Source organism: Acidaminococcus sp. (assembly GCF_057597765.1).
The window spans coordinates 137,609-162,767 of record NZ_DBMBXK010000002.1 but is presented as its reverse complement, the minus strand read 5'-3'; the positions used below and the strand labels follow the sequence as shown (position 1 = coordinate 162,767).

Here is a 25,159-nt window from a genome sequence, read left to right as displayed (position 1 = left end):
TTTTTCACACCCCCTTTTTTCTACATTTTTTCATCCAGATAGGTTATAATAATCAGTAACGTATTTTTGAAATCATGCAGGGAAGGAGTTGTTTCCATGGGATGTCGTGATCTTTGCCGCTGGGTGGGCCGTAAAATGGTGGACCTGTGCGCCCGTACAGGCCGGGTGGTCAACCTGTTTCTGGCGGCCTGTCAGGCGGCCGGCAGTGCGGACCGGCGGGAAGTCCTCCGGCAGATGGCACGGCTGGGGGCTGATTCCCTGCCCATTGTGAGCATGACCATCCTGTGCACCGGTATGGTCATGTCCGTCCAGACCGCCAAGGAATTCGTCCGTTTTGGGGCGGCGGATTCCGTAGGGGGCATCGTGGCCATTGCTATGGGCCGGGAACTGTCTCCCATCCTGACCGGGGTGGTGGTGGCCGGCCGGATTGGGGCGGCCATTGCGGCGGAAATCGGGACCATGAAGGTCACGGAACAGATCGATGCCCTCCGGGTCATGGCCGTGAGCCCCATCCGCTATCTGGTGGTGCCCCGGCTCCTGGCCATTGTGCTCATGATGCCCGTGCTGGTGGTCTATGCCAACCTTGTGGGGGATGTGGGGGGCTGGTTCGTGGCGGAAAACTACGCCGGGATCAATTCCCACATGTTCCTGGAAAGCATCAGGGGATTTATTGAACCCTGGGACATTATCGGCGGGCTGATCAAAGGAGCCGTGTTCGGCGCCATCATCGCCATCATCGGCTGCCACAAGGGTCTGAACGCCCAGCAGGGGGCTGAAGGTGTGGGCATGGCCACCACCAAATCCGTGGTGCTGTCCATTATCCTGATCTTTATCGCCAACTATTTCCTGTCGGTGATCCTGTATGTCCATGGAGGCTGAAATGGAACGACCTGTCATTGAATTCCGGAATGTGGAGATGGCCTTCGGGCCCAAGGTGATCCTGGACCGGGTGAATTTTTCCGTGGCCAAAGGGGAGACCCTGGCGGTAATCGGTCCCTCCGGTACCGGCAAAAGCACTGTGCTGAAGCTGCTGATCGGCCTTTTGAAGCCCCAGGGGGGCCAGGTGCTGATCCAGGGCCAGCCGGTGGAAAAATATACGGAAGACCAGTGGAACCAGCTGCGCCAGCATATGGGCATGGTGTTCCAGTATTCCGCTCTGTTCGATTTCCTGGATGTGGGAGAAAACGTGGCCTTCGGCCTGCGCCAGCACACCAGCATGTCGGAAGAAGCCATCCAGAAGCGGGTCAGGGACCTGCTGGAAGCGGTGGGCCTTGCCGGCAACGAGCATGTGTACCCGGCCCAATTGTCCGGAGGCATGCAGAAACGGGTGGGCCTGGCCCGGGCACTGGCTCTCCAGCCGGACATTATCCTGTACGATGAACCCACCGCCGGGCTGGACCCCATTATGGCCACCAACATCAGCCAGCTGATCCTGGATACCAAGAAAAAACTGGGCATCACCGGGGTACTGGTGACCCACGACATGGCTTCCGCCTTCCTTTGTGCGGACCGGATCCTTATGCTCAGCCATGGGCACATCGTCTTTTCCGGCACGGTGGACGAAGCCAGACATACCCGGGAACCCCTGGTGCGGGCGTTCCTGCGCAGTGATATTTTGGAAGACAAGGAGTAAGATCATGAAAGCAGATGAAGTCAAAGTCGGTGCCGTCACCCTGGGGGGCATCGTGATCCTGGCCCTGATGCTCACCTTCCTGGGGGTGTTCAGTTTTGCCGGCCGGACCTACAAACTCAATGTAATGTTCGACGATGTAAACGGCCTGAAAGTGGGCAATGAAGTCCGGTTCGCCGGGGTCCCGGTAGGGAAGGTGGATGACATCATCGTGGACGGGTCCAAAGTGAAAGTGGTCATGAAGATGGACGAAAAACAGAAGATTCCCCGTAACTCCCAGTTCAGCATCGGTATGGACGGGGTCATGGGCACCAAATTCGTCACCATCGCTCCTCCCAAAATCGCCACCGGCCTGGTGTTCAAGGCAGGGGAAACCATTACCGGCCAGCAGGCAGGGGGCATCGATAAACTGATGGATTCCTCCGGCCGGGTGCTGGACAAGCTGGAAGTGGTGGTGGATGCCTTCAGCAATGTGTTCGGAGACAAGAACGTGCAGAAATCCATGCGGGAAGGCTTTGTCCAGACCGGGGAAGTGGCCAAGAACATGAACGACTTCACCAAGGCCCTGGCCACCATGGCCCAGCAGAACCAGGGTGATATCCGCACCATGGTGGGTCAGATGAAGGAAATGTCCGTCCATATGAACAGCATTATGGACAAGGCAGATGCTGATGGAGCCACCGGTCAGAACGTGGCGGCCATGGCAGCCAATATGGCGGATGCCAGCAAGAAGATCCAGAACACGGCAGAGGCCCTGCAGAATGTGGTCACCGACCCTCAGACTCAGCAGGACCTGAAGGAGACCATCCACCATGCCAAATCCACCACTGTGAAGGCGGACAAGATCCTGGGAGTGGTCACCGATGCCCAGGTCCAGGCGGATGTGCTGTACAATGACAAAAAAGGCAAATGGCGGACGGACATGGGAGTGAAGCTGCCCCTGAAGGAAGATACCTATGCCTATCTGGGGGTTTCGGACATCGGGGACCGGGACAAAGTGGACTTCCATTACAACAAAAAGCTGAACAAGTACATCTGGGGCCGGGCCGGTGTTATGGAAGGAGAATTCGGCGTGGGAGCCGACTGGATCCTGTCTCCCAAATTCAAGCTGTTCACCGATTTCTATGATTTCGATGATGCCAAATTGAAAGTGGGGGCGGAATGGGCCTTCAGTCCCAAACTTTCCCTGATCGGAGAGAGCATGGACGTGCTTGATCATGGTTCCGACACCACCTACCTGGGGCTTCGGGCCAGATTCTGACAAAAAGTTTAAAAAGTGTTTGGTTGACTTTACTTTTTCAACTGATTATAATAATAAAAGCTGACTAGGTAGTCAGAAAGTACAGGAGGGTCTGATTGTGAAGCATTTCCATACCAAAAGCATGATTCTGAGCGCTGTCATCCTGAGCGCCCTTTCTATCCATACAGTGGGGGCCGCTACCCCGGAAACCGTAAACCTGGATCTGGGGAAAACCGTCCGCATGGCCCTGGACAACAACTCCAGCGTCAAGATCTCTGCCGCTGAACTGGATGCGGCCAAGGCGGAACTGGACCAGGCCAAAGGGGCCCGGTGGGGGAGCATTGATTTCTCCCATACCAGCGGCCGTACAGAAAAATACCAGTCCAATGTCATCGGCAACAATCATTCCAATCAAGTGAGCATTACGGTGCCCATCTATACCGGAGGCCGTCTGGAAGGGGTCATCGACCAGGCCAAAAAGAACCTGGATTACTACCAGTATGGGATGAGCAGTTCCTACCAGACCACCCGGTACAATGCGGAAAAGGGGTACTATGATGTGCTCCAGGCCGCCAACACCGTGAACCTGGACAAGGAAACCGTGAACCGTCTGGATGAACATCTGAAGAACACCCAGGCCCAGTTTGCCGTAGGGGTAGTGGCCAAAGCCGACGTGCTCCGGTCCCAGGTGGAACTGGTCAACGCCCAGCAGACCCTGACCCAGGCGGAAAACAACTATGAAGTGGCTGTTTCCTCCCTGAACAACGTAATCGGGCTGCCCACTGCCACCCGGCTGAACCTGAGCCAGGGACTGGAATACAAACCCAACGACTACACCCTGGACAACTGCGTGACTTATGCCATGGCCAACCGGCCGGAAATCCACCAGGCGGAAGCCTCCGTGGGCATGGCTCAGGCCGCCCAGAAGATCGCCAACTCCGGCAGCCTGCCTCAGGTAAGCCTGGGAGCTTCCAACGCCTGGAGCAATGATACCTTCCCGGGCCAGAACCGGGACAACTGGACGGTGGGGCTCAACATCACCCAGAACATCTGGGACTACGGGGTCAACGCCGCCAAAGTCCGGGAAGCCAAGGCCAATGTGGTGAAAGCCCAGGAAAGCTACCGGCAGATCAGTGATCAGGTGCGCCTGGCCGTACGGACCAGCTACCTGAGCATGCGGGAAGCGGAAAAACGGATCAAGACCACGGAAGTGGCTGTGGCCCAGGCGGAAGAAGATTACCGTATCGCCCAGCTCCGGTACCGGGCCGGCGTAGGGACCAACACCGACGTAATGGATGCGTCCGTGGCCCTCACCACCGCCAAGAACAACTACATCCAGGCCCTGTATGACTACAATACTTCCACTGCCCTGCTGGAACAGAGCATGGGTGTTCCTGTGGAAAACGAATAAAAGAGCAAAGAAGAGGCTGTTGCGCAGGCAACAGCCCTTTTCTTTTTCCCTCTATACCTGTTATACTTATGTTGTGTATGATAAATTAATTAATTTGCATTTCCCTTGTAAGCGCCGGGCAGCAGCCCGCGCTTTATATCCGCCCTTTTCAAGGGCGGGGGACCATGCGCAGCATGGTGGTGGGTTTCGCGATGAACGACCCACGATTCACGACAATCGATATGGAGGCCCTGATGGGTACCAAAGGTAAAAAACGGCTGGCCGTTCTGGCCGGAGTGCTGGTCCTGCTGTACCTGGTCCTGTGGAAGCTGCTCCTTCCTACAGGGCTGGAGCGGGCCGTCCCTCTGGTGGAAAACGCCGCCGGGGAATACATTAACGGACAACTGCAGATGGAAACCATGGAAGTGAGCCCGGACCTGACCTTCACCGCCCGGAACCTCCAGCTGACCGATGCCGGCGGGAACCTGGTGGCCAAAATCCCGGCCCTGTCCCTCCAGGTGGATCCTTTGAAGTTCCTTTCCGGGAGCAGTTCGGTGGGGATCCTGACCCGGATCACCCTGGATGAGCCGGAATTGTACCTGGTCCAGGACGACAAACAGGAATGGAATGTGGCCCATCTCCTGAAGGAAAGCCAGAGTTCCAGCACCGATTTCAAAGCTCTCATTGCCATCCATAACGGCCGGGTGGAACTTCATCTGCCTTATGGCACCTGGGATGCCAGGGTGGAAGGGACCATCGATCCGGCCCGGAACCCGGACTTTGCCCTGGATCTGACGGTGACCCGGAAAAATCAGTCCATCCATGTAGCCGGTAACCTGGACACGGACCGGCAGGGAACCCTGACCGCCCAGACAGATCTCATGGGACTCCAGGATTTCAGCCCTCTGGCGGAACAGTTCCTGCCGGTGACGGAGCTTACCGGGGCTTTGACGGATGCTTCCATCACCTGGACCAACAACGCGGCAGGCAGCCAGCTTTCCGGGAAGGCCCGGCTCCGCCAGGTGGGAGCCGTCTATACCTGGAACGGCCATGACCTGTCCCTTACTGTGGATGGGGGTCTGTCCTTTGACCAGCTGCGGCTGAAGGCTCAGGACCTGGATGTGACGGTGAACGGCCAGAAAATCCGTCTTTCCGGAGGCCTGGATCTGACAGATTTCCAGGATCCCCGGGCGGAAAAACTCCAGGGGGAAATCCGGGATTTCGATCTGTCCGCCCTGCCTCTGGATCTGCCTGTAACCGGCACTGTCAGCGGCACCCTGGCTGTGGACGGGACCAAAGAGGATCTTACCGGCAATGGCACCTTTACCAGCCCTGCTCTGACTTACCAGGGATATGAAGCGGACCAGGTGACGCTGCCCTTCTCCTTCCGGAACCACCGGGTGGAAACCGACGGAGCCAAAGCCAGCCTGGGAGGGGGTTCTGTTACGGTCGAAGCCTCCTATGACTGGGAAGCCCAGGAGGGGCAGGCGGCCCTTACGGCAGACCAGGTGGACGCCGGAAACTTTGTGCCCCGGCTGGGCAGCCTGATCCTGGACGGCACCCTTTATGCCGCAGGAAAGTATCAGGACGGGACGCTCCAGATGGAAACCCTTTCCAGTGATCTGTCCCTTGCCTGGGGGAACCTGAAGCTCCAGCAGATTGCCCTGGATGGATCCGTGGACGGCAGCAATTTCACCCTCAGCCGGATTTCCGGCTATACGGAAGAAGGGGGCGCCCTGGCCGGCACCGCCAGTCTGAAGGGGGGGCAGCTCCAGGGAGATATCTATATTACCGACCTGCCGGTGGATCCTCTCCTGGCCGCTGTGGGCCAGGAAGGCAAAGGTCTGCTTTCCACCCACCTGCTCCTGTCCGGTACCGCCGACGCACCGGGAGCCTTCGGGGCCTTCTCCTTCCGGGAGGGAGAACTGCTGGGCCAGACCATCCAGGAAGCCCACGGAGCTCTGGAATGGAAGGACCGGAAAGCCAGCTTCCACAAGGTGGAAGTAAACCTGGCCCAGGGCACCCATGTACTGGACGGCAACGTGGACCTTTCCGGCAGCGAGCCTCAGCTGGACCTGACCCTGGAAACCCGGGGCATCCGGCTGGAGCCCTTCAGCGAAGCTTTCCATTCCCCCTGGCCGGTTACCGGGAATCTGACCAATACCATTGCCGTGAAGGGGCCCCTGTCCAATCCTTCTTTCACCGGCCATGTCCACGCCTGGGACGGGTCCGTAAACAAATTCCTGGTGGACGAAGTGGACGGAGACTACACCTATGACGGGAAGCTCCTTCATCTGAAAGATTTCCATGTCCAGGCTCTGACCTGCGCTGCCCAGTTCAGCGGCACCGTCAGCCGGGACGGGTTCCTGGATCTGGGGATGGACGCCAAAAACATCAACCTGCTCCGGCTGCCCTGGCTGAAGGACAGTGTGGACCTGGCCGGATTCGTGAACTTCAGCGGCAGCATTACCGGCCACACCAGCCGGCCCCTGTTCCAGGGGGTCCTGTCGTCGGATTCCGTGCTGATCAACGGAGTGGAATTCACCGGGCTGGCCCTGTCCTTCCAGAGCCAGGCCGGCCATGTAAACACCTTCCAGGGAACCTTCCAGCAGAAAACCGGCGGGGACTATGCCCTGAAAGCCAAATTCGACTTTGACCGGAAGCTGTTCCAGTGGACCGTGGACGTAACCAAAGGCAATGTCCGGTCCCTGCTCCAGATGGGGGGCATCAAAGCGGACGTGGACGGCTATCTGTCCGGACGTATTGAAGCCAATCCGGACGGCCCCCGGACTGGCATGACCATCATCGGCAAAGTGGAAGACGGGAAAGTGGCCGGAGTGCCCTTTGCTTCGGCGGATTTCGATATTTACACCCATATGGGTCTGTGGCAGATCCGGAAGCTCCAGGCCCAGGAAAGCGGCGGCGGGCTCCTGGCCGCCCAGGGGAACTTTGACATGCGGAAACGGACCATCGACCTGGAACTGGCCACCAGTGAGGCCAATGCCAAGCTGCTCACCGTGGGCATGGACAATCCTCCGGATGTGAACGGAAAACTGAACATTGTGGCCCAGCTGAAAGGGAACCTGGACGATCCCAACGGGAACTTCTCTCTGGAAATGAAGGAGGGAAGCATCAGCGGAGTGGCTTTTGACAATGTGTACGGCATGGTTACCCTCCGGAATGACATGTTCCATCTGGACCAGTTCCTGATCCAACGGGATGTGTACAAGATCAGTGCCTACGGCACTTTCCCCATGGACCTGCTCCGGCCGGTGGCCAAACGGAAGAATCCCCAGTCCCGGATGAACCTGGAAGTCCGTCTGGACAACGGGAACCTGGCCATCCTGCCCACCCTGACCAAATGGGTCCAGTGGGCGGACGGCCCCACCAGCGGCCGGGTGGATATTACCGGTACCCTGGAGGACTACAGCCTGAACGGATCCATTGATCTGGACGGGGGTACCGTAAAGTTCCGGGGCCTGGACAATACTTTCGACAACATGAAGTTCCATGGGGAATTCAGCGGCAAGACCATTACCCTGAAGGAATTCTCCACCACTACCGGGAAAAACGGCAGCATCACCGCATCCGGTTCCTATCTTCTCAATGATGTGTCCGGGAAACCCTACCATCTGAATCTGGCCATCAAGGATGTGGAACTGGTCTCTTCCATGGTGAAGGGGAAACTCAACGGGAACTTCGACCTGGAGCACAAGGAAAACAAACCCTTCCTCAGCGGGAACATCAAACTGGACAAAGGGTATCTGGGGCTGTCCGCCATCCCGGAATTCGGGGAGGGAAATTCGGACATCGGACTGGATATCGACGTGGACCTGGGGAACAATCTCCATTTGTACAATGCAGCCTTTATGGACCTGTGGCTGAAAGGCCAGTTCCACATTATGGGCAGCACGGCCTTCCCCCAGATCAACGGCAGCATCCGGGTGAACCGGGGCAGCCGGCTGAAATATCTGGGCACTCCGTTCAACATCGGGTTCGGGGAAATCTACTGGCCCCGTCCCGGGACCTTTGTGCCCAATGTGAACATGTCGGCCTTTACCCGTCTGGGACAGTACAATATCCTGGCCAAGGCCAGCGGGCCGCTCAGCCTGGACAACATTGTGATCAAACTGTCCAGTGATCCGCCCCAGGATGAAAACACCCTGAAGCGGTTCCTGACCCTGAAAACCGACGACGCCAGCCTGGGGGACGATGCCTGGAGAGGTTTGGTGGATGCCGGGCTCCAGATGACCTTCCTGGCGGATGTGGAAGACGCCATCAAGGACGCCCTGGGTCTGGACGAACTGCGGATCTACAGCGGCAATGTCCAGAACCTGGTATCCTTCTCCGCAGATACCAACCAGGCCAACGAAGCCACCGGTCAGGAACGGCGCCAGTACAACGTGCTGCTGAGCCGGTATTTCGGCCGGAAGCTGCTGCTGGGCTATACCACCAGCTTCGACGGGGAAGAACATAACCTGTACGCCGGGTACCGGGTGGCTCCCAAAGTCCATCTGGGTGTATCCATCGATGAAGACAACAACCGGTGGTATGGGGTACAGTATCGGACGAAGTTTTAAAAGAAGGGACTGTTGCCTCCGCAACAGCCTGTGACCGGGGTGTGAATTTATTCACACCCCTTTTTTCACACTCCAGGACTGGAAATATTATCCCATAGAAGGTATAATAAACGGGATATGGTATAATTAATCGTTGATTTTCAAGTAGATACTGACAGCAAAAACCTGTACGGAGGGTACTCTATGAAAAAACATGTAAACTGGCGGCAGCTGTCCGTCGCTGTCTTGGCATCTCTGGCCATGACCACTCCGGTCTATGCCGCAGAAATCACCCACAGCCAGGAAGTGGAACTGGGGCCGCACAAAACGGCCGCCAAAGAAGGACAGGGCATCGGAACCATCGAGGTGGCTCCGGAGAGCCAGACTGCTGCCCAGCCGGCGGAAGCGGCTGCTCCAGCAGCTCCTGCTGAAGAAGAACAGCCCAGATATCGGGAAGTCCGCCGGAACGGTGTCACTTATATCGAAAAGGTCGGCAAGAAGAAACTGGAACAGGAACAGGAAAAGGCCCAGGCTGATGAAGAACAGCTGGAAGCCCGGATGACCCAGCAGAAGGAAATCCAGGAAGCCCAGAACAAGCAGCTGCCGGGCCGGAGCATCCTCCAGCAGTCCGTCCTGTCCGACTATGATATCACCACCCAGGAAAACCAGTATGCCAAAGTGGAAAAGGAATCCCTTCCCTTTATCGGCCAGACAGTGACCAAAGTGACCCTGGAAGGCGCCTCCCATGAGGATCCGGCCAAACTGGCAGACGTGCTGAAGATGCCGGCCGGCACCAAGTTCACCAAGGAAGGGCTCCAGGATGATATCCGGGCTCTCTACGAAACCGGCTGGTTCTACGATATCCGTCCGGTGTTCACCAAAGTCCCGGAAGGGGTCCAGATCAAATACCAGCTGGAAGAAAATCCTGTGCTTACGGACCTGGATATTGAAGGAAACACGGTGATCTCCACCGGGGACATTAAAAAAGAACTGGATCTGCCCATCGGGAAGGTCCTGAACTCCCGGGATGTGAACATCGGCGCCCGGAAGGTGGAAAGCCTTTACAGCCAGCAGGGCTACATCCTGGCCAAAGTGGCCGATGTGCGGATGCAGCCGGACGGACGGCTTATCGTCCAGGTGGCGGAAGGGGTCATCGAAGATTTCCGGGTGAAGGGCAACACCAAGACCAAGGATTACGTGGTTATCCGGGAAATGCGCATGAAGAAGGGCGAACCCTTCAATGCCAAGAAAGCCCGCCGGGCCATGCAGAAGATCTACAACCTGGGCTTCTTTGAAGACGTGAACATCCGTCTGAACCCGGGCCAGATGCCCAATACCGTTTCCGTGGAAGTGTCCGTGGTGGAAACCAGCACCGGTACCTTCGGGATCGGCGCCGGCTACAGTGATGCAGACGGGTTCCTGGGTATGGTCAGCATCGGGGACAAGAACTTCATGGGCACCGGGGACAGTGTCAGCGCCCGTTGGGAATTCGGCGGCGACTCTGAAACCAAGGCCAACTTCGAAGTGTCCTATGTGAAGCCCTGGATCGACGACAAGGAAACTACTGCCGGCTTCACCTTCTACAACATGACCAACGAGTACGTGGACTACAATCGGGACGGGGATGAAATCGCCCGGTACTACAAGAAACGTACCGGTGAGGAACTGTTCTTCAGCCGGGTCACCGACAACGAATTCATCACCAACAGCATCACCCTGAAGAACCGGGACGACAAATACAAGAAACCCGTCAGCGGCTACGGCACCCAGTGGTTCGAAGCCGGACAAAATGGCTATGACTATATCCACGAATATCCTGACGACTTCGATTGGGACAAACACGAACGGATGAAGAAGAACTTCGGGATCACCCGGAGCATCACCTTTGCCCGTACCCTGGATACCCGGGACAACATCTACGATCCCCGGGAAGGGAAACGGACGGCCTATTCCGTGGAAGTGGCCTCCTTCGGCGGGGACTTCAACTTCCAGAAATACCAGGCCGACTACCGGTACTACTACCGGATGGGCAAGGACAATGTGTGGGCTCTCAACCTGGGAGCCGGCTATGCCAACGGGGATATGCCTCTGTCCCAGCGCTTCAGCTTAGGCGGCAGCGACATCCTCCGGGGTTACCGGGATGACCAGTTCAAGGGCAACAGCATGGTGAAGGGATCCCTGGAATTCCGGTATCCCATCATCAAGAAAGTCCAGGGGGTATTCTTTACCGATGCAGGCTACGCCTGGAGCAAGGAATACGACGAATCCAATTACGACCTGGGCAAACTGAAGAACTCTGTGGGTATCGGTCTCCGGATCAATTCCCCGCTGGGTCCCATTAAGCTGGACTATGGCTACCGGCTGGAAAGCAGCGACCGTGGAGGCCGCTTCCACTTCAGCTTTGGCGGTCAGTTCTGATAAACAAATTGCATAACAAGGAAGCAGGGATAGTAAAATGATGGAATTGGCCCACAAGAAAAATGTCAAGGTCATTTCTCTGGCCATTGCGGCCATTATGGTGGTTGGGATCTTCGTCCTGGCCATCCAGGGCAAGAACCTGGGAGGCGGTGACGCCACCATGAATTCGGCCATCGGCAAAGTGAACTACAACCAGGTCATGGCGGCGGCTCCCGGTCTGGCAGATGCCCAGACCCAGCTCCAGCAGGCTGCTGAAGACAGCCGGAAGGAGTTTGAAGAAAAGTCCAAGGACATGAGCGATGCGGACAAACAGAAACTGGCTGCGGAATACCAGAAAAAACTGGAAGACAAGCAGAAGGAACTGATTGAACCGGTCAAGAAAGAAGTGGATGACGCCATTGTGGCCGTGGGCAAGACCAAGGGCCTGACGGTGGTGGTCAACCAGGGTGCTGTGGTCTATGGCGGTCTGGACGTTACGGCGGATGTAACTGCCCAGCTGAAAAAAGCCAAGAAATAATTCCGGGACAGGAGGGGATGGCTTATGGGCAGATGGCTCAGTCTTCTGCTGGCAGGTCTTCTTCTCCTGTCCGGCTGCGGTTTTTCCCAGGGGAAGTTCCCCTTTCAGCAGGACAAGCCCCGGTTCGCCGTGGTGGACTGGGACCGGCTGGTGGAACAGCACCCCAAGTACAAGGAATGGCAGCGCCGGAAAGAACAGCTGGAAACCGCCAAATGGCTGCGGGAGCGGCAGAAGGAAAACGGGCAGCAGCAGCTGGCTCTCCTGGGACAGATGAAGAAAGTCCGGGAAGCCGGCAAGGGCCAGTTCCAGTCCGCCCAGTGGTCTGCCCAGGTGGCGGAGAAACGGGCCCAGGAACAGGACCTGCTCCGGAAGAAGCGGGCGGCCCTGGAAGAAGAGGCGGAAAGCCGGGTAAAGGCGGACCGGGATGCGGTGGAAGAAAAATACCGGATCCCTCTGTTCAACCTGCGGCTGAAGTTGAGCAGCGTGAAAATGAGCGATGAAGCCCAGAAAGCGCTTCTCCAGGAACAGCAGGAACTGCTGGACAAACGCCAGAAGGATCGGGCGGATGTGGAAGCGGAAAAGGAACAGTGGCTCCAGCAGCAGATGGCTGCGGACGTGGCTGCTTCCCAGGCACGGCTCCAGGCTTTTTCCAAGGAACTGGCCGGTCAGGTGGTCCAGGAACAGACAGGGCTTTCTCTCACCGGGAAAACTCCTCAGAACCAGGAAGGCCAGCCGGAACTGGATAAACTGCTCCAGTCCATGGACAAGGAGATCCAGCAGCAGGAAGACAAGGAAAAACAGATGCGGGAGGAAATCGACAGTGATATCCTCAGCGCCATCAAGAAAGTCAATCTCAGCCGGAAATACACGCTGATTTTCCGGAATCCGAGAGCCAATATCAGCGCCGACGACATCACTGACGAAGTGAACACGGTCGTCCAGCAAATTGTTTACTAAGAGGGATGGAACAACATGAAAAAAGCAATGATTCTCTGTGTAGTGGCAGCAGCCATGCTGTCCTTTGGCTGCGGGCGGAACGCCCAGTTCGGTGTGGTGGACATGAACAAGGTCCAGACGGAAAGCCAGGTGTTCAAGGATGCCACCCAGGACATCCAGACCAAGGGCAAGGCCATGGAAGAGGAACTGAACCAGGAAACCGCCGGCAAGAGCCAGGAAGAAGCCCAGAAGATTCTGACGGAAAAGAGCCAGAAGATGCACAGCCTCCAGGCAGAAGCCCAGGCCAAGGTGAAAGGCAGTTTTGACGCGGCCGCCGCATCCGTTGCCAAAGAAAAGAACCTGAGCGCCATCCTGGTGAAGGAAGCCGTCCCTCAGGGCGGTGTGGACGTCACCGATGACATTATCAAAGCAATGAAATAAGATTCGATAAGGGCGGACACTGTTCGCCCTTTTTCCCGTACCATCATGAAATGGAAAGGATGCTGGAAATGGAAAAAACCTTACAGGAACTGGCAACATTGTTGAAAGGGGAAATCCTCCAGGGTGACCCCGGAATGGTCCTCAAGGGGGTCAATGGACTGGAAGAAGCCCAGAAGGATCAGATTTCCTTTGCGGTGCCTCCCTATCTGGAAGTGGCCGGACAGTCCCGGGCCGGGGCCATCATGATTCCCCGGGGAGCGGAATTCAGGGGAGAACAGGCTGTACTGGCCGTGGAAAATCCTCGGGCCGCTTTTGCGGTGCTGCTCCAGATGTTCCGTCCGCCGGAAGCGGTGAAAAAGGGCATCAGCCAATACGCCTTTATCCATCCTACGGCCAAAGTGGGGAAGAATGTGGCCATCCTGCCTTTTGCCTATGTGGCGGAAGATGCGGAAATCGGCGACAACACGGTGATCTATCCCCATGTGTACGTGGGACGCCATACGAAGATCGGTGCTGACTGCACCCTGTATTCCAACGTGACGGTGCGGGAAGACTGTGTGGTGGGGGACCGGGTGATCCTCCAGGCCGGCTGCGTCATCGGCGGAGACGGCTTCGGGTACATCACCGCCAACGGCAAACACACCAAAGTGCTCCAGACAGGGAACGTGGTCCTGGGAGACGATGTGGAAATCGGCTGCAACACCTGCATCGACCGGGCTGCCGTGGACAGCACGGTGATCGGCAAAGGCACCAAGATCGACAATCTGGTCCATGTGGGCCATAATGACATCATCGGCGAAAACTGCATCCTGGTGGCCCATGTGGGCATTTCCGGCAGTGTTACCGTAGGGAACAACACCACCTTCGGGGGCCAGGCCGCAACTGCCGGCCATCTGAAGATCGGCAGCAACTGCACCTTTGCCGGCCGTACCGGGATCATCAGCGACGTGCCGGACAATGTGGTGTGGGCCGGGTTCCCTGCCCAGCCCCATGTGGACTGGCTCCGGCAGACCGCCAATGAACGGAAGCTGGGAGCTGCCCTGAAACGGCTCCGTCAGCTGGAAAAAACCGTGGAAGCCCTGGAGAAAGGAAAGAAGGAACAACCATGAAGAGACAACTGACCGCTGCCCTGCTGTGTGCCCTGGCGGCGCTGCCTTTTGGGGCTGCAGAAGCCAAAACCACTCCCAGCGGCACCAGCGGCATCATCAACGCCCCTTCCGGCTACGTCCGGATGCCCGGCCATGTGTCCGCCGGACTGGACTGGACCAAGGAAGGCCGGAATGTACGGGGCAACATCGCCCTGCCTCTGGGCATCGAAGTGGCCGGCAGCCATGTGGATACCAAACATGACGGATCCTACGGCACCGTCAGCGCCAAACTCCAGGTGCTTCGGGAAACCCCGCTGACCCCTGCCATCGCCATTGGCGTGGAGGATATCGGAGACCGGAATGACCGGCGGGGCTATGTGGCTGTCACCAAGGCCCTGGCCGCCGGCTGGAAAATCCACGGCGGGGTGGGGACCGGAGACCAGTACAAGCACGGTTTCTATGCCGTGGAAAAAGAAACCAGACTCCTGGGTCTTTCCATGAATCTCATGGGAGAATATGACGGCAGCCATTTCAACTACGGCGCCGGCATCCCGGTGGGGAAATTCATCCAGGCCCAGGTGGGTGTGAGAGACCATCACCTGTACGGAGGGATGGACCTTACCTTTTAAGGAGGATGCAGGATGGCTGCGTACAAGCTCATGGAGTTCATCAGCTGGCTGGTGTGCCACCAGCCGGACTGTCTGAACCGGGCCCTGGCCTGGGTGCTGGGGCATCTGGGATGGCGGGTGGTGCCGGCCTGGCGCCGGTACATGGCCCGGGAAAACATCCGGGACTGCCTGGGGGTGGATGAAAAACAGGCGGAACAGATCGCCCGGGAAAGCGTCTACCGTTTCGGACGGATGCTCATCGAAGTGCTGAAATATCCCCTGATCACCAAAGACAATTTCCGGCAGCTGGTCCATTTCGAAGGACTGGAGAACCTGGAAAAAGCCTATGCGGAAGATAAGGGGGTGATCATGTGCACCGCCCACTATGGCAACTGGGAGATGCTGGGGGCTTCCATGGCCCTTCTGGGCTATCCCATCCTGTCCATTACCCGGAAGCAGAACAACGGGGCCATGGATAAATTCATCAACGACTACCGGCAGATGGTGGGGCAGCATGTGACCTACAACCATGGGGAAAACAGCATGCTGGCCATCGGCCGTTATTTGAAAAAGAAACATCTGGTGGGGATCCTGTACGATCAGGATTCCGCCCATACCGGAGAACATCTGCTGTTTTTCGGCAAACCTTCCCGGGTTCCCCAGGGAGCCGCCCATCTGTCTAGGATGTTCGGTTCTCCCATTGTGCCCCTGTTCATGCACAACAACCCTGACGGAACCCTGACCGCCCGGATCTATCCGGCCCTCCACACGGAGAAAACAGCTAACCGTTCCCAGGACGTCCGTGTTATAATGGAAGAACTGGTAGCCATCGCTGAGCGGGAAATCCGGTTGGATCCGGCCATGTGGTTCTGGGTCCACGACCGCTGGAAGGATGGCCGCAAACGGTATGAAAAGTATAAGAAAGGCGTGTGATTTATGACCATTGAAAAACAGCACACCCTGAAACAGGCGGCTTCCTGTGACGGCATCGGGCTCCATTCCGGGAAGCTGGTGGAAATGACCCTGCGCCCGGCACCGGTGGATACGGGCATCGTGTTCATCCGCACAGATATGGAAGGCCGGCCCCAGGTCCATGCAGTGGCATCCAACATCACTGCTACCACCAGGGCCACCACCCTGACGGAAAACGGAGCCAGCGTCACCACCATCGAGCATCTCATGGCGGCTCTGGCCATATTGAAAATCGACAACTGCTACGTGGAAATGTCTTCTGCCGAACCCCCGGTGGGGGACGGCTCCGCCCAGGCCTTCATCAATGAGATCCTGAAGGCGGGCATCGAGGAACAGGACGGGGAACGCCAGGTGTACCATGTGGACCGGGCCTTCTCCCATTACGACGGAGACCGCTCCATTGTGGTGCTGCCCTACGAGGGCTTCCGGATCACCTTTACCTCCATCAATCCCCATCCTCTCCTGGGAACCCAGGTGATGGACGTGGAAGATAAGGGAGATAATTTCCTGAAGGAAGTGGCTTCCGCCCGGACCGTGGCCTTTGAAGACGAAATCGCCCAGCTGCGGAAAATGGGCCTGGGCCTGGGAGGCAACCTGGACAATGTGGTGGTGTTCGGCAAGGACAAGATCCTGTCCACCCCCCGGTTCCCGGATGAACTGATCCGGCACAAGATCCTGGATGTGATCGGGGACATGTACCTGTTGGGCCCCATCCATGCCCATATCATCTGCATGAAGAGCGGTCACGCCTTCAACGACAATGTGTCCCGGCAGATCGATGAATATCGGCGGCTCCATGAATATCGTCCCAGACATACCCCGGTTTCCGGAAAAGAGAAAAAAGAAATAAGGAGTAAGGATATGATTACATTAGACATTCAGGAAATCCAAAAGATTCTGCCCCATCGGTATCCCATGCTGCTGGTGGACCGGATCATCGAACTGGAACCCATGAAGCGGGCCGTGGGAATCAAGAACATCACCATGAATGAGCCCCAGTTCATCGGCCACTTCCCTGGGAATCCCATTATGCCCGGGGTGCTGCTGATCGAAGCCATGGCCCAGGTGGGCGGCGTTACCCTGCTGTATCCGGAAGAAAACCGGGGCAAGATCGCCGTCTTCGGGAAAATCGACAAGGTGCGTTTCCGCCGTCCCATCAAACCGGGGGACCAGCTGGTGACCACCGCCATCATTACGAAAATCAAAGGCAATATGGGTGTGGCCCACTGTGAAGGTACAGTGGACGGAGAGCCGGCCTGCGAAGGGGACTTCTTCTTTGCGCTGGCGGAAAATAAACAATAAAGGTGGAGTGAAACAATGACAGCAGATTCTAGTATGATACATGAGACAGCCATTATTGCACCGGGTGCGGAAATCGGCCCCAACGTGAAAATTGGCCCGTACTCTGTCATCGGTGAACATGTCAAGATCGGTGAAGGTACCATCATTCATCCCCACGTTGTGATTACCGGCCGGACCACCATCGGGAAGAACTGCGAATTCTTCCAGGGTGCCAGCATCGGCGAAGTCCCCCAGGACCTGAAATACAAAGGCGAAGATACGGAAACCATCATCGGTGATCACGTGACCATCCGGGAATGCGCCACGGTCCATCGGGCTGTGGGAGAAGGCAATGAAACCCGGATCGGCAACAATGTGTTGATGATGGCCTATACCCACGTGGCCCACAACTGCATCGTAGGCAACAACGTGATCATGAGCAATGTGGCCACCCTGGCCGGCCATGTGATCGTGGAAGACCGGGCCGTCATCGGGGGACTTACCGCTGTGCATCAGTTCACCAAAATCGGCCGGAACTGCATGTGCGGCGGCATGAGCCGGATCTCCCAGGATGTTCCGCCTTTCGTCATCGTGGCCGGGAACCCGGCCTATGTGGCAGGGCTCAACAGCGTGGGAATCTCCCGGGCAGGCATTCCCATGGAAGTCCGCCGGGAGCTGAAGAAAGCCTACAAGATCCTCTACAAGAGAGGCCTGTCCCTGTCCGATGCCATCAAGACCATGGAACTGGAACTGGACAGTTACGAAGAAGTGGAACACTTCATGCGCTTCCTGCGCACGGTGGAAAGAGGCATCTGCCGGGCTTCCGCCCACGGTATCCGGGAGTAAGCCTATGGGGAAGACCTTAGGGGTGCTTTCCGGGGTGGGCCATCTGCCGGTGGATGTGGTCCGGGGGGCGAAAAAGGCCGGTTATCGGACGGTGGCTGTGGCCCTGGTCCCCGGCACCCATGAAGACCTGGAAAAAGAGGCGGATGCTTTCTATGCCATCAACATCGGCAAAGTGGGGAAAATCTTCAAGACCCTGAAGCAGGAAGGGGTGGATGAAGTCACCATGATCGGCAAGGTGACCAAGGAAATCCTCTATTCCGGAGGTATCCTGGTCCCGGACTGGCAGGCCATCAAGATCCTTATGTCCCTGCCGGACCGGCACGATGACACCATCATGAACGCCCTGGTGGCCAAGCTGGAAGACATGGGGATCCATGTAATGGACCAGACCCTGTTCCTGACGGATCTCATGCCCCTGGAAGGGGTGCTGAGCAAACGCCAGCCCACACCGGAAGAATGGGAAGACATGAAGTACGGCTTTGCCATGGCCAAGAAGATCGGAGGCCTGGACATCGGCCAGACTGTGGTGGTGAAGAACAAGGCCATCATGGCTGTGGAAGCCATTGAAGGCACCGATGCCTGCATCCTCCGGGGCGGCAGACTGGGCAAAGGGGCCATTGTGGCCAAAACCGCCAAACCCGCCCAGGACAACCGGTTCGACATGCCGGGAGTCGGGGTGAAGACCGTGGAATCCATGATCGAATCTGGCTGTGCCGGCATCGTCATGGAAGCCGGACGGACCCTCCTGGTGGAACGGGAAAAGGCCCTGGACCTGGCCAACCGTCACAAACTGACGGTGGTGGCCATGAAGGATCCGGAAGGAAAATAAAAATGGGCTGTGAAAAAATGATCTTCATTTTTTCACAGCCCATTTTGGCTTCGGTGGAGGGGGTGTGAATTTTTTCACACCCCCTTTTTTGTTATGTGATATAATAAACTGTACATTTATGTTCAGATGAGAGAGGAGACAACAGGGTGACAAAAGTTTTCATTTCTGCGGGGGAGGCATCCGGCGATCTTCATGCCGCTGCACTGACCCGTGCCATCCTGCAGCAGGACCCCACGGCCCAAGTCTTTGGCATGGGCGGTGATGCCCTGGCAGCAGCCGGTGGGCAAGTGGTGTTCAATTATAAAGATTACAGCGTCATGGGCTTTGTGGAAGTCCTCCAGGCCCTGCCCCGTCTGCTGGGGCTGAAGAAGGCTTTCCGCCGTCTTATGGAGGAACGGAAGCCCGATGTGTTCGTAACTGTGGACTACCCGGATTTCAACATGCGGGTAGCCAAAGAAGCCAAAAAGCTGGGGATCCCGGTATTTTCCTACATCCCTCCTTCCGCCTGGGCCTGGCGCCGGGGGAGGGCCAAAGACGTGGCCCGGCTGGCCGCCAAAGTGGCCTGCATCTACCCCTTTGCAGCGGAAGTCTACAAAGCAGCGGGAGCCCCGGTGGAATTTGTGGGGAATCCGCTGGTGGATATTGTCCAGCCCACCCTGAGCCCCCAGGAGGCGGAAGCCCTGATCGGCAAACGGCCCGGCCATCCGGTGGTGCTGCTGCTCCCGGGCAGCCGGGTGAAGGAAATCACCGGGGTGCTGCCGGTGATGCTCCGGGCCCTGCCGAAAATCCGGAAGCAGCGGCCGGAAACGGAATTCGTCCTCCAGAAGGCCCCGTCCATTGACGCCGGCCTGCTCCAGTCCATCCTCCAGACCAGTCCTGTGCCGGTGAAAGTGGTGGAAGGACACAACTATGATGTGATGGGGGCCTGCGACGTGGCCCTGGCCACCAGCGGCACCGTGACCCTGGAAGCGGCTCTCTGCGGGCTGCCCAGCGTTATCTGCTACACCGCCAGTCCTCTCAGCATGTGGATCGCCAAACACATGGTCTATGTGAAATACATCGGCCTGCCCAACATCCTGGCCGGGAAGGAAATCCTTCCGGAACTGATCCAGGAAAACATGACCCCGGACCACATGGCTGCCGCCGTCCTCCACTTCCTGGAGCCGGCCAACGCCGCCGCTGTCCGGGAAGAAATGCAAAAGGCCGTTGCCAAGCTGGGTCAGCCCGGTGCCGTGGAACGGACCGCCCGTCTGATCCTTGAAACAGCAAAGGAGAATCCATGAACCTCTATCTGCGAATTTTGCGCTTTATCAAACCCTATCTGCCCCGTCTGGCCCTGGCAGGGGTCTGCACCGTGCTCACCTCCGCCGCCAACCTGTACGTGCCCTGGATCGTCCGGGACGTAATCGACAAGGTGTTCATCAACAACGATGCCCAGCTGCTGAACCTGATCGCTCTGGGAATCGTGGTGATCTTCTTTGCCCGGGGCATTACCTACTACGGTCAGAACTACCTGATGAACTATGTGGGGGAAAGCGTGGTCATCGACATCCGGGGCCTGGTGTTCAAAAAGATGATGGAACTGGATACCCGGTTCTATGACACCAACAAACTGGGCACCATCATGAGCTATGTGACCAACGACGTCCAGGCCATGCAGAGCGCCATGGTGGACAACTCGGTGGAAATCATCACGGAAACTTCCGTCCTCATCGGCTCCATCTGTGCCATGGTCTATCTGGACTGGAAACTGACCCTGTTCGCTTTCTGCACCTTCCCGGTGGTACTGTTCTTCATGGATTTCTTCGGCAAGAAGATCCGGAAGACCGGCCACCGGATCCAGCAGGCCACCGCCGACATCACCTCCGTGCTCCAGGAAACCCTGTCTTCCAGCCGGGTGGTGAAGTCCTTCGTCCGGGAGCCTTATGAAATCGCCCGGTTTGAACGGACCAACCGGAAGAACTTCGATGCCAACATGAAAAGCGTCCGGCTCATGGGCACCCTGTCCCCGGTGATCGAATTCATCGCCGCCCTGGGGGTCACCGCCATTATCTGGTTCGGGGGCCGGGGGGTGCTCAGCGGTGACATTACCGCCGGGTCCCTGATTGCCTTCCTGGTCTATGCCGTGAATATCTCCAACCCCATCAAGCGGATCGCCCGGGTGCTGGGGAACATCCAGAAAGCCCTGGCCGCTGCAGACCGGGTGTTCAGCATCCTGGACCTGGACGAAAAGATCCCGGAAAAGGCCGATGCCATTGCCCTGCCTCCTGTAAAAGGGAAGGTGGAATTCCGTGACGTGTCCTTCTCCTACAATCCGGATGAACCCATCCTGAAGCACCTGACCTTTACCGCCCAGCCCGGCCAGGCCATTGCCCTGGTGGGGCCCAGCGGTGCCGGCAAATCCACCATCGCCAACCTGCTGCCCCGGTTCTATGATGTGACCGAAGGGGCCATCCTCATCGATGACCACGACATCCGGGACGTAACCGTATCTTCTCTCCGGGAACAGGTGGGCATTGTGCCCCAGGAAACCAACCTGTTCAACGATACGGTGTACAACAACATCCTCTACGGGCGGCTGGATGCCACCCGGGAAGAAGTGCTGGCCGCCGCCAAGGCCGCCAATGCGGACGAATTCATCCAGAACCTGCCCCAGGGGTATGACACCTACCTGGGAGACCGGGGCATCAACGTGTCCGGGGGACAGCGCCAGCGCATTGCCATTGCCCGGGCCATCCTGAAGGATCCCCGGATCCTGATCCTGGACGAAGCCACTTCCGCCCTGGATACGGAAAGTGAACGGATCGTACAGGAAGCCCTGGACCGGCTCATGGTGGGCCGTACCTCTTTTGTGATCGCCCACCGGCTGTCCACCATCCAGAACGCCAGCAAGATCCTGGTACTGGATCATGGGGAAATCGTGGAAGCCGGCACCCATGAGGAACTGATGGCCCGTCACGGGCTTTATGCTCACCTACACGATATCCAGTACCGGGAAAAAGCCGAACAGGCGGAAGTCCGGAAACTGGAAGACCAGGAAACGGCACCGGCCGGGACGGAGGTCCCTGCCCGCTGATCAGCCGCTTTCCTTCCAAGCAAGCCAAGCCCAATGAAAACGAGGTCAATGTATGTACTATATTTATAACTTCCTGGCCACAGTTTTGTTCATCTTTGTGATCCTGCCCTACTTTACCTGGCGGTATTTCCGGGAAAAAGGCTTTCCCCGCCGGTTCCGTCAGAGCCTGGGGTTCATCCGGGATGAAGAAATCGCAGCCGTTGCCCATAAAAACTGCATCTGGATCCACGGTGCTTCCGTAGGGGAAATCGTGGCCACCAGCCCGCTGGTGAAAGAAATCCGCAAGGCCATGCCCGATGCCAAGATCCTGGTGTCCGCGGTGACCACCGGGGGCTACAACATGGCCCACCAGATCATCCCGGAAGCCGATGCCATCATCTACTTCCCCCTGGATCTACCCTTTGTGTCCGAATCCTTTGTGAAGCGGATCATGCCCCGGATCTTCATGCCGGTGGAAACGGAACTGTGGCCCAACTTCCTCCGGGCCATCAAGCTGCGTCGGATCCCGGTGATGATGGTCAACGGCCGGATCTCCGACAAATCCGTGAAAAGCTACCGGTATCTGTTCGGCATCCTGGCCGACATGATGGGCAGCGTCACCCGGTTCTGCATGCAGTCCTCCATCGATGCGGAATACATCCAGCATCTGGGGGCGGAAAAACGCCGGATTTTTGTGACCGGCAACACCAAATTCGACCAGACCTATGCGGAAGTGACCCCGGAAGATCTCCAGCAGTACAAGGATGAACTGGGGCTGGAAGAGGACTACCCGGTGATCGTGGCCGGCAGTACCCATCCTACTGAAGAGGAAACCCTGTTCCAGAGCTTCCTGGACATTCGGAAGGAATTCCCCCAGGCCCGTCTCATCATCGCTCCCCGGAAGCCTGGCCGGATCCATGAAATCACCCGGCTGGCGGAAAAATACGGCCTTTCTCTGGGCCTTCGGTCCTCTCTGAAGGCCATGAGCAATCCTCGTCCCAAATACCAGGTGGTCCTGATCGACACCATCGGGGAACTGGGCCGGATCTATGCAGTGGGGGATGCGGTGTTTGTAGGCGGCAGCCTGATCAACCACGGCGGCCACAATGTGCTGGAACCGGCAGCCCATGCCAAACCCATCATTGTGGGGCCCAGCATGTCCAACTTCAAGGATTCCTTCGCCCTTTTGAGCAAAGTGGGGGCCTGTGTCCAGATCCATGACGGCAAGGAAATGACGGACATGTTCCTGAAGATCTTCAAAGACGATGCCCTGCGGAAAAAGATGGGGGATGCCTCTCTCCAGGTGATCCGGGAAAACCGGGGCGCCGCCGTGCGGACCATCGGCTACCTGAAGGAGCTGCTGGAACTCACTGCTACCGAAAGCATGGTGAACACCCATTACAAGATCAATACCCGGAACATCAACGACGAAGTGAGCCCCCGGATGCGTCCCGGGGATGCGGTGACCCAGTACCTGATCCAGCTTTCCCACGGGGAAGACAACGGAATCCTGGACTGGTGCGTCCTGGCCTTCCTCCGGATCCTGTCCGTGCTCTATGAAGCCGGGGTCCGGCTGAAGCTGTTCTGTTACAACGCCGGGCTGGTGCCCCGGACCAAATTGGACTGTTGCGTGATCAGCATCGGCAACATTACCGTAGGGGGCACCGGCAAGACCCCCACCGCCCAGAAAGTGGCCCTGATGATCCAGAAACTGGGCTACCGGGTGGTGATCCTGAACCGGGGCTACCGGTCCCACTGGGAAGAAAAGATCGGGGTGGTGTCCGACGGGAAGAAAATCTACATGACCGCCTATGAAGCCGGGGACGAAGCGTTCCTCATGGCCAAGCAGCTGCCGGGGATCCCGGTGGTCATCGGCAAGGAACGGGCCATTACCGGCCAGTTCGCCGTGGACAAGTTCAAGGCGGAAGTGATCATCCTGGATGACGGCTACCAGCACTGGCAGCTGTACCGGGACCTGGACGTGGTGCTGGTGGATACCCTCAACATGTTCGGCAACGGCTGCATCCTGCCCCGGGGCACGCTCCGGGAGCCCCTCAGCAACCTGAGCCGGGCAGGGCTGTTCCTCCTGACCAAATGCGACCAGAGTTCCCCCATTTCCCGGGCCACTCTCTGCGACACCCTGCACAAATACGCTCCGGCGGCTCCTATCGCCGAGAGCATCCATAAACCCTGCGACTACATCGAGATCGCAGACTGGTACAAGAACGACATGTCCAAGGCCCTGCCTCTGGAAGCCCTCCGGGGCAAGCATGTGATGGTGTTTTCCGCTATCGGCAACCCGTCTTCCTTTGAGCAGACCATGAACGCCGAAGGCCTGAACATCGTGGAAGCCATCCGGTATCCGGACCACCACGATTACGGCATGGTGGAAATGCAGTACATCATGGACCGGGCCATCAGCCGGGGCGTCAAAGCCCTGGTCACCACCGGGAAAGATGCGGTGAAAATCCCCACAGAGTTTATTTACCTCCACCGGGATGTGCCTCTGTACATCCTGGATATGGAAATCCAGATTACCAGCGGCGAAGAAGCCTTTACCGATACCATCAAAGCCGCCATTAAAAAGGAGAATCCGTCCAAATGAAAGTACTGTGTGTAATTCCGGCCCGTTACGGGTCCACCCGTCTGCCAGGGAAACCCCTGGCCCTGATCCATGGCAAACCCGTGATCCAGCGGGTCTATGAACGGGCCGCTCTGGCCCGGATCCCTGATGAAGTGCTGGTGGCCACCGACGACCAGCGGATCCTGGACTGCGTCAATGCCTTCGGCGGCCGGGCTGTGATGACCTCCGAAGATCATCCCAGCGGCACCGACCGGCTGGCGGAAGTGGCTCTCAACTTCGAGGATGTGGATGTGATCGTCAACGTCCAGGGCGACGAACCCATGATCCCGCCCCAGGTCATCGACGACCTGGCCCAGGCCTTTGCAGACAATCCCGACCTGGAAATGGCCACCTGCAAAACGGAAATGAATCCGGAGGACTACCAGAACCCCAATGCGGTAAAGGTGGTCACCGACCAGAACGGCTACGCCTTGTATTTTTCCCGGAGCCTGATTCCCTATCCCCGGAATGAGGAACCGGAAGTGAAGGTGTGGAAGCATATCGGCATCTACGCCTACCGCCGGGACTTCCTGCTGAAGTTTGCGGCGCTCCTGCCCACGCCCCTGGAACGGGTGGAAGGGCTGGAACAGCTCCGGGCCCTGGAAAACGGCGTAAAGATTAAAGTACTGGCTACGGACTTCCAGGGCGTGGGCATCGACACCCAGGCTGATCTGGACCGGGCCAACGAAATCTTCGCCCAACTGGACCAGGAAGGAAAGGAGTAAT

General features: G+C 57.6%; 19 protein-coding genes. All 19 read left to right on the top strand.

Going from position 1 to position 25,159, the window contains the following annotated elements; genetic code table 11:
• The first annotated feature begins 96 nt into the window (after positions 1–96).
• The 19 genes from ACZOF8_RS01935 to kdsB all read left to right on the top strand — a co-directional run bounded on the left by ACZOF8_RS01935 (position 97) and on the right by kdsB (position 25,158).
• Positions 97–879, top strand: a complete 783-nt coding sequence (locus tag ACZOF8_RS01935) for an MlaE family ABC transporter permease (RefSeq protein ID WP_302158176.1) — start codon at positions 97–99, stop codon at positions 877–879.
• 1 nt (position 880) lies between these two features.
• On the top strand, positions 881–1,633 hold the full coding sequence (locus tag ACZOF8_RS01930) for an ABC transporter ATP-binding protein (protein WP_022486870.1): 753 nt from the start codon (positions 881–883) through the stop codon (positions 1,631–1,633).
• Positions 1,634–1,637: 4 nt separating this feature from the next.
• Positions 1,638–2,891 (top strand): MlaD family protein, encoded by a 1,254-nt coding sequence (locus tag ACZOF8_RS01925; protein WP_279127822.1) that lies wholly within the window; start codon positions 1,638–1,640, stop codon positions 2,889–2,891.
• A 97-nt stretch (positions 2,892–2,988) separates the two neighbouring features.
• Positions 2,989–4,281, top strand: coding sequence for a TolC family protein (locus tag ACZOF8_RS01920; RefSeq protein ID WP_022486873.1), 1,293 nt, complete (start codon positions 2,989–2,991; stop codon positions 4,279–4,281).
• Positions 4,282–4,514: 233 nt separating this feature from the next.
• Positions 4,515–8,840: a translocation/assembly module TamB domain-containing protein gene (locus ACZOF8_RS01915; protein WP_487426510.1), complete on the top strand. Its 4,326-nt coding sequence runs from the start codon at positions 4,515–4,517 to the stop codon at positions 8,838–8,840.
• A 183-nt stretch (positions 8,841–9,023) separates the two neighbouring features.
• The gene (locus ACZOF8_RS01910; protein ID WP_154487793.1) at positions 9,024–11,237 is read left to right on the top strand and encodes a BamA/TamA family outer membrane protein; all 2,214 of its coding nucleotides are present in this window, start codon (positions 9,024–9,026) and stop codon (positions 11,235–11,237) included.
• Between the two features lie 37 nt (positions 11,238–11,274).
• Positions 11,275–11,754, top strand: coding sequence for an OmpH/Skp family outer membrane protein (locus tag ACZOF8_RS01905; protein ID WP_279127814.1), 480 nt, complete (start codon positions 11,275–11,277; stop codon positions 11,752–11,754).
• A 24-nt stretch (positions 11,755–11,778) separates the two neighbouring features.
• Complete coding sequence (locus ACZOF8_RS01900; protein ID WP_487426509.1) at positions 11,779–12,711, top strand: outer membrane chaperone Skp; 933 nt, start codon at positions 11,779–11,781, stop codon at positions 12,709–12,711.
• 15 nt (positions 12,712–12,726) lie between these two features.
• Positions 12,727–13,131, top strand: coding sequence for an OmpH/Skp family outer membrane protein (locus tag ACZOF8_RS01895; RefSeq protein WP_487426508.1), 405 nt, complete (start codon positions 12,727–12,729; stop codon positions 13,129–13,131).
• 68 nt (positions 13,132–13,199) lie between these two features.
• Positions 13,200–14,240 (top strand): UDP-3-O-(3-hydroxymyristoyl)glucosamine N-acyltransferase, encoded by a 1,041-nt coding sequence (lpxD, locus tag ACZOF8_RS01890; protein WP_487426507.1) that lies wholly within the window; start codon positions 13,200–13,202, stop codon positions 14,238–14,240.
• Positions 14,237–14,848 carry a YjbH domain-containing protein gene (locus ACZOF8_RS01885; RefSeq protein ID WP_022486879.1) on the top strand — a complete coding sequence of 204 codons (612 nt, stop codon included), beginning with the start codon at positions 14,237–14,239 and terminating at the stop codon, positions 14,846–14,848. The genes lpxD and ACZOF8_RS01885 overlap by 4 nt, the downstream gene beginning before the upstream one ends.
• A 12-nt stretch (positions 14,849–14,860) precedes the next feature.
• Positions 14,861–15,760, top strand: coding sequence for a lysophospholipid acyltransferase family protein (locus tag ACZOF8_RS01880; protein ID WP_487426506.1), 900 nt, complete (start codon positions 14,861–14,863; stop codon positions 15,758–15,760).
• Between the two features lie 3 nt (positions 15,761–15,763).
• Positions 15,764–17,101: a UDP-3-O-acyl-N-acetylglucosamine deacetylase gene (lpxC, locus tag ACZOF8_RS01875; RefSeq protein ID WP_487426505.1), complete on the top strand. Its 1,338-nt coding sequence runs from the start codon at positions 15,764–15,766 to the stop codon at positions 17,099–17,101.
• Positions 17,102–17,116: 15 nt separating this feature from the next.
• On the top strand, positions 17,117–17,926 hold the full coding sequence (gene lpxA, locus ACZOF8_RS01870; protein WP_022486882.1) for an acyl-ACP--UDP-N-acetylglucosamine O-acyltransferase: 810 nt from the start codon (positions 17,117–17,119) through the stop codon (positions 17,924–17,926).
• A gap of 4 nt (positions 17,927–17,930) precedes the next feature.
• Positions 17,931–18,755, top strand: a complete 825-nt coding sequence (locus tag ACZOF8_RS01865) for an LpxI family protein (RefSeq protein WP_154487790.1) — start codon at positions 17,931–17,933, stop codon at positions 18,753–18,755.
• Positions 18,756–18,901: 146 nt separating this feature from the next.
• Entirely contained in the window at positions 18,902–20,038 is a 1,137-nt protein-coding gene (gene lpxB, locus ACZOF8_RS01860; RefSeq protein WP_441373751.1) for a lipid-A-disaccharide synthase, read from the top strand.
• Positions 20,035–21,831, top strand: a complete 1,797-nt coding sequence (gene msbA, locus ACZOF8_RS01855; RefSeq protein WP_154487789.1) for a lipid A export permease/ATP-binding protein MsbA — start codon at positions 20,035–20,037, stop codon at positions 21,829–21,831. Before lpxB ends, msbA begins: the two co-directional genes overlap by 4 nt.
• A 52-nt stretch (positions 21,832–21,883) precedes the next feature.
• Entirely contained in the window at positions 21,884–24,415 is a 2,532-nt protein-coding gene (lpxK, locus tag ACZOF8_RS01850; RefSeq protein WP_022486886.1) for a tetraacyldisaccharide 4'-kinase, read from the top strand.
• A complete protein-coding gene (gene kdsB / locus ACZOF8_RS01845; RefSeq protein ID WP_022486887.1) occupies positions 24,412–25,158 on the top strand; it encodes a 3-deoxy-manno-octulosonate cytidylyltransferase in 747 nt (248 codons plus the stop codon). Before lpxK ends, kdsB begins: the two co-directional genes overlap by 4 nt.
• The last annotated feature ends 1 nt before the right edge of the window (position 25,159 follow it).

Coding starts and splice junctions, on each gene's coding strand:
- msbA (WP_154487789.1), top strand. CDS start 20,035: ATGAACCTCTATCTGCGAATTTTGCGCTTTATCAAACCCTATCTGCCC.
- lpxD (WP_487426507.1), top strand. CDS start 13,200: ATGGAAAAAACCTTACAGGAACTGGCAACATTGTTGAAAGGGGAAATC.
- ACZOF8_RS01910 (WP_154487793.1), top strand. CDS start 9,024: ATGAAAAAACATGTAAACTGGCGGCAGCTGTCCGTCGCTGTCTTGGCA.
- ACZOF8_RS01925 (WP_279127822.1), top strand. CDS start 1,638: ATGAAAGCAGATGAAGTCAAAGTCGGTGCCGTCACCCTGGGGGGCATC.
- ACZOF8_RS01865 (WP_154487790.1), top strand. CDS start 17,931: ATGGGGAAGACCTTAGGGGTGCTTTCCGGGGTGGGCCATCTGCCGGTG.
- ACZOF8_RS01915 (WP_487426510.1), top strand. CDS start 4,515: ATGGGTACCAAAGGTAAAAAACGGCTGGCCGTTCTGGCCGGAGTGCTG.
- kdsB (WP_022486887.1), top strand. CDS start 24,412: ATGAAAGTACTGTGTGTAATTCCGGCCCGTTACGGGTCCACCCGTCTG.
- ACZOF8_RS01895 (WP_487426508.1), top strand. CDS start 12,727: ATGAAAAAAGCAATGATTCTCTGTGTAGTGGCAGCAGCCATGCTGTCC.
- lpxK (WP_022486886.1), top strand. CDS start 21,884: ATGTACTATATTTATAACTTCCTGGCCACAGTTTTGTTCATCTTTGTG.
- lpxC (WP_487426505.1), top strand. CDS start 15,764: ATGACCATTGAAAAACAGCACACCCTGAAACAGGCGGCTTCCTGTGAC.
- ACZOF8_RS01900 (WP_487426509.1), top strand. CDS start 11,779: ATGGGCAGATGGCTCAGTCTTCTGCTGGCAGGTCTTCTTCTCCTGTCC.
- ACZOF8_RS01905 (WP_279127814.1), top strand. CDS start 11,275: ATGATGGAATTGGCCCACAAGAAAAATGTCAAGGTCATTTCTCTGGCC.
- ACZOF8_RS01935 (WP_302158176.1), top strand. CDS start 97: ATGGGATGTCGTGATCTTTGCCGCTGGGTGGGCCGTAAAATGGTGGAC.
- ACZOF8_RS01930 (WP_022486870.1), top strand. CDS start 881: ATGGAACGACCTGTCATTGAATTCCGGAATGTGGAGATGGCCTTCGGG.
- lpxA (WP_022486882.1), top strand. CDS start 17,117: ATGACAGCAGATTCTAGTATGATACATGAGACAGCCATTATTGCACCG.
- ACZOF8_RS01885 (WP_022486879.1), top strand. CDS start 14,237: ATGAAGAGACAACTGACCGCTGCCCTGCTGTGTGCCCTGGCGGCGCTG.
- ACZOF8_RS01880 (WP_487426506.1), top strand. CDS start 14,861: ATGGCTGCGTACAAGCTCATGGAGTTCATCAGCTGGCTGGTGTGCCAC.